We start from the raw sequence: 4077 nt of genomic DNA on the forward strand, positions 1-4077 counted from the left end.
TTCTTATTCAGTTTCTTTTATACGCTTTTTCAAATATATCTTTAATTCATCATAAAAATTCTCTCGTGTACCCGCCAGAATAATAATAAGCAACTGCCCGTCCTGTTCTATAACCTCATAAGCAATTTCATAATTAACGCCATCGTGGTATATGTCGTACCCGATAATTCCTTTAAGATCTCCCTTTTTGGGTTTCCCTATTGAAGGATTTATACGTATGGCTATTATTGCCTCATGATATTTCTTCTTTAATTTCCCATCTTTGAGCTTTTTAAAATACTTTTCTGCTTTTGGAGATACCTTATAATCTATCATAACTATTGCTCACCAAAGAGCACCTTATCTAACTCTTCGGGCGTACGATTATCATGGGCAACCTTATTTCGTATATCTTCAACATAGTCCTGCACTGCCAGGGGCAATAATTTCATGCGCAACCTGAACGCTTTCAGAATTTCTTCCTTGCCCTCAATTCCTTCATCCAGGATAGATTTTAAAACTAAATCCGCAAGATAATCATGAGAATCTTCTAATCGCTGGTATTTCCTAATACGCAACTCATCCTTATCAAGAATTATTTCTACATCGCCTGATAAACCCAATTTATCAAAAAAATCTTTAGGAATCGTAAGTTGACGCTTTGAAGTAATCTTCCCCAGCCTGCTTTCGGGCATAACGCTCTCCCTTATCGTTAGTTCTGCACTCATTTATATACACCCCCGTATATCCCTATACCTTTTCCTTACCTTTCCTTACTGAAGTATAGCATATATTTTCATTTTAAGTACAGAACCAGTTCTTAAGCGCATAATCCGTGCTAATACTGCTTGAAAATATCATGGTGTCCCACGAAGAATGTGATACTGAGTGCCCGGTGAATTTCTTTTTCATCCGCGGACAAACACCAAATTACTTGCAGGCTAATATATTAATTTAGATTTTAAAGTTAGCCCGGTGCAACATTTTTACCCGCATACAGCTTTAATGAAAAATGCCGGGTAAAAAATATTGGTCGGCTAATCGAAAGTGGTGAAAGAACTATGCCCCATACTCTATCCCTGGCCGATATCCCCATCGGAGCCAGTGTCCGGATTGCGGAAATCTTGACTCCAGGCAGCAATCGCCGCCGGCTTCTCGACCTGGGCCTGGTACCAGGTGCAAGAGTTGATATTATCCGGCGCAGCCCCTCCGGCAATCCTACTGCTTATTTAGTTAAGGGTACAGTAATAGCCCTGCGCAATGAAGATGCCGCTCAAATCCTGGTGGATACAATGCAATTTGACTTCCCGTGACCTGAGGACACAAGCATTAATGAAAGGTGAATTAGGATGCGCTTGAACAGTAAGGTGTAGCAGGAGAAAACTGACTCCTCACTTTTCTGATTGATTTACAATGTGAAAGGAGTATTTCATGACGATTAATACCACCCCTTTATCTGAGTCCACTAAAAATAACCCAGATAAGCAAAATAATTTCGTTATAGCCTTAGCCGGCAACCCTAATGTGGGCAAGAGCACTGTGTTTAACCGTTTAACCGGGCTGAAGCAACATACCGGCAATTGGCCGGGGAAAACGGTAATAAAGGCTGAGGGTACTTTTTCCCACCGCAACCGGCATTATACCCTGGTGGACCTGCCTGGAACCTATTCCCTGCATACCAGCTCTTCCGATGAAGAGGTAGCTCGCGATTTCATCTGTTTTTCTCGCCCCGATATCACTCTGGTAGTATGTGATGCCACCTGCCTGGAGCGCAACCTGAACCTGGTACTGCAGATATTGGAGATTACCAGCCGGGTAGTAGTCTGTGTTAACCTTCTGGATGAAGCCGAAAGAAAAGGAATTCAGGTAGATATTGCCATGCTGGCCCGGCAGCTGGGAATACCGGCAGTTGGTACCGCCGCCCGCAGCGGGAGGGGTTTAGAGAGCTTAATAAATGTTCTGGACGATATGCTGGCCGGTAAAGTAGCCATCCGGCCACGGCAGCTTGTTTATGATCCGGAGCTGGAAAGATCCATAAATAAGATTGAAAAAAGACTGGCTCCTTACCTGCCGACTTGGATTAACAGCCGCTGGGTGGCTCTGCGGGTATTGGAAAGGGATTTCAGCATCCTGGAGCATATAAGCAACCATAAAAACAATGATTTTCCCCGGCAAGTATTGAAGGAGGAAGTGGCCTTATGTCTACCATAAACAACCCGGGCTTATCCGTACTCCAAGAAATTGAACCTCTTCTTCCCACTAATACAGCTAATATAAAAGACCGGATAGTAAGTGGTATCTACCAGCAGGCTGAGAGTATCTCGGCCCAGGTAGTTAAAAGTAAAAACTCACAGTACACCGGCCTGGAGGCCAGACTGGACAATATTCTTACCTCCCGCTGGCTGGGCTTTCCCATTATGTTGCTTCTTCTAACATTGATTCTCTGGATTACCATAACGGGAGCCAACTATCCTTCGCAGCTATTGGCCACCGGCCTGTTCTGGCTGGAAGAGCAGCTTACTGCCCTTTTTCTGGCCGTAAACGCGCCGGCCTGGTTGACCGGGCTGCTGATACAGGGTATGTATCGTTCACTGGCCTGGGTAGTTTCAGTTATGCTTCCCCCTATGGCCATATTCTTCCCTCTTTTTACCCTGCTGGAAGACCTGGGGTACCTGCCCCGGGTAGCTTTTAACATGGATAAGCTCTTCTGCCGGGCGGGAGCTCATGGCAAGCAGTGTTTAACCATGTGCATGGGCTTTGGCTGCAATGCTGCCGGGGTTATTTCCTGCCGCATTATCGACTCCCCCCGGGAGAGATTGATAGCCATACTCACCAATACCTTCTCCATCTGCAACGGCCGCTTTCCCACGCTCATCGCCCTGTCTACGATCTTTATGGGTACCCTGGTTTCCCAAGCTTATAGCTCCGTACTGGCTACCCTGGCAGTGGTAGCAATAATTATGACCGGCATAGCAACTACCCTGCTGGTTTCATCTTTGCTATCCCGCACCCTTTTGCGCGGAATACCTTCCTTTTTTGTCCTGGAGCTTCCTCCCTTTCGCCGGCCCCAACTGGGTCAAATCCTTATCCGTTCCCTGCTGGACCGCACCCTGTTCGTTCTCTGGCGGGCCGTGGTCATCGCCGCCCCGGCGGGAGCCCTGACCTGGATACTGGCTAATAGTTTTCTTGGCGAAACCACTGTTTTTGCATTAATAGTGGGCTGGCTGAACCCCCTGGGCCAGCTAATGGGCATGGACGGCGTTATCCTCATCGCTTTCCTCCTGGGGTTGCCCGCCAATGAGATTGTCCTGCCCATCCTTATCATGGGCTATATCTCCGCCGGCAGCATGCTGGAATTGGACAGCCTGAACGCATTGCGAATTTTATTACTGGATCATGGCTGGACCTGGATTACCGCCCTCTGCGTCATGCTGTTTTCACTACTCCATTTTCCCTGCGGCACCACTCTTTATACCATTTTCAAAGAGACCCGCAGTGCTCGCTGGACCTTGCTGTCCGCTTTGCTTCCCCTGGGTCTGGGCATAGTTGTTACTTTGTTAATTAACCAGGGAACACAGATTATTATGCGCTAGGATAAGATTAATGTGTTTTCGCGGCGTGAACGGCAGATGAAAGCCATAAAATAGCAGAACAAATAAATCAATGACCTTGATATATATGATGAAAACCTGTGCTGGATACCGTATATCCAGCTTTATCTTAAAGCCGGATCAGATTATCAGTGGCTGAGCATAAAGAAGTTGGAGGACGCAAAGCTGAGAAAAATATGGGCCAACTCAGGGTCAAACTGGGTTCCGGAACAGCGCTTGATTTCATCCAATACTTTCTGCCGTTCCAGAGCTTTCTTATAAGGACGACCGCAAAGCATTACATCAAAGGCATCAGCAATGGATATAATCCGGGATATCAGCGGGATTTCCTCTTTCTTCAGCTTGAGCGGGTAACCGTTGCCATCCCAGCGTTCGTGGTGGGCCAGTATCGCTTCGGCAATAGGAGCGAGCTCCGAAGAAGTCAGGGCAATGCGGTAACCTATTTCCGGGTGCTTTTTGATACTTTCCCATTCCTCAGCAGTAAGCT

The 4077-nt window shown here is 46.7% G+C and carries 6 protein-coding genes; 3 read left to right on the plus strand and 3 right to left on the minus strand.

Features of this window, described 5'->3' with window-relative positions; all coding sequences use genetic code 11:
- Positions 1-3: 3 nt before the first annotated feature.
- Positions 4-315 (minus strand): type II toxin-antitoxin system RelE/ParE family toxin, encoded by a 312-nt coding sequence (locus tag PHP87_RS11150; RefSeq protein WP_299921366.1) that lies wholly within the window; start codon positions 313-315, stop codon positions 4-6.
- A gap of 2 nt (positions 316-317) precedes the next feature.
- Positions 318-707 carry an AbrB/MazE/SpoVT family DNA-binding domain-containing protein gene (locus PHP87_RS11155; RefSeq protein WP_299921368.1) on the minus strand — a complete coding sequence of 130 codons (390 nt, stop codon included), beginning with the start codon at positions 705-707 and terminating at the stop codon, positions 318-320.
- Between the two features lie 333 nt (positions 708-1040).
- Between PHP87_RS11155 and PHP87_RS11160 the strand changes: the two genes are divergently transcribed.
- The 3 genes from PHP87_RS11160 (at position 1041) to PHP87_RS11170 (ending at position 3572) form a co-directional block, all read left to right on the plus strand.
- Positions 1041-1292, plus strand: a complete 252-nt coding sequence (locus PHP87_RS11160; protein ID WP_299921370.1) for a FeoA family protein — start codon at positions 1041-1043, stop codon at positions 1290-1292.
- A 118-nt stretch (positions 1293-1410) separates the two neighbouring features.
- Positions 1411-2190, plus strand: a complete 780-nt coding sequence (locus tag PHP87_RS11165; RefSeq protein WP_299921372.1) for a FeoB small GTPase domain-containing protein — start codon at positions 1411-1413, stop codon at positions 2188-2190.
- Complete coding sequence (locus PHP87_RS11170) at positions 2178-3572, plus strand: nucleoside recognition domain-containing protein (RefSeq protein ID WP_299921374.1); 1395 nt, start codon at positions 2178-2180, stop codon at positions 3570-3572. Before PHP87_RS11165 ends, PHP87_RS11170 begins: the two co-directional genes overlap by 13 nt.
- 146 nt (positions 3573-3718) lie before the next feature.
- Here PHP87_RS11170 and PHP87_RS11175 read toward each other — a convergent pair.
- Positions 3719-4077, minus strand: a 359-nt coding sequence (locus PHP87_RS11175) for an HD domain-containing phosphohydrolase (protein WP_299921376.1), incomplete at its 5' end; no start/stop codon positions are given.

The sequence above is a fragment of the Syntrophomonas sp. genome, from assembly GCF_028707975.1.
Classification (GTDB): Bacteria; Bacillota; Syntrophomonadia; order Syntrophomonadales; family Syntrophomonadaceae; genus Syntrophomonas.